This is a genomic window from Aeromicrobium sp. Leaf272, assembly GCF_001422865.1.
In the GTDB taxonomy this organism is placed as follows: Bacteria; Actinomycetota; Actinomycetes; order Propionibacteriales; family Nocardioidaceae; genus Aeromicrobium.
In genome coordinates this window covers 1,648-1,893 of sequence record NZ_LMMY01000012.1, presented here as the reverse complement: position 1 = coordinate 1,893, position 246 = coordinate 1,648, and the positions used below count along the sequence as shown (strand labels likewise).

Annotated in this window: 1 rRNA gene (only partly in view); it reads left to right on the top strand. The window is 54.1% G+C overall.

From position 1 onward, the window contains the following. Positions 1 to 246 (top strand): 23S ribosomal RNA (locus tag ASF38_RS09305) (it extends past both window edges: 489 nt to the left, 1,377 nt to the right).

Genomic DNA, 246 nt, shown 5'->3' with positions numbered 1-246 from the left:
GAAAGGCCAATCAAACTCCGTGATAGCTGGTTCTCCCCGAAATGCATTTAGGTGCAGCGTTGCGTGTTTCTTGCCGGAGGTAGAGCACTGGATGGGCTAGGGGGCCTACAAGCTTACTGAACTCAGCCAAACTCCGAATGCCGGTAAGTGAGAGCGCAGCAGTGAGACTGCGGGGGATAAGCTCCGTAGTCGAGAGGGAAACAGCCCAGACCATCAGCTAAGGTCCCAAAGAGATTGCTAAGTGGA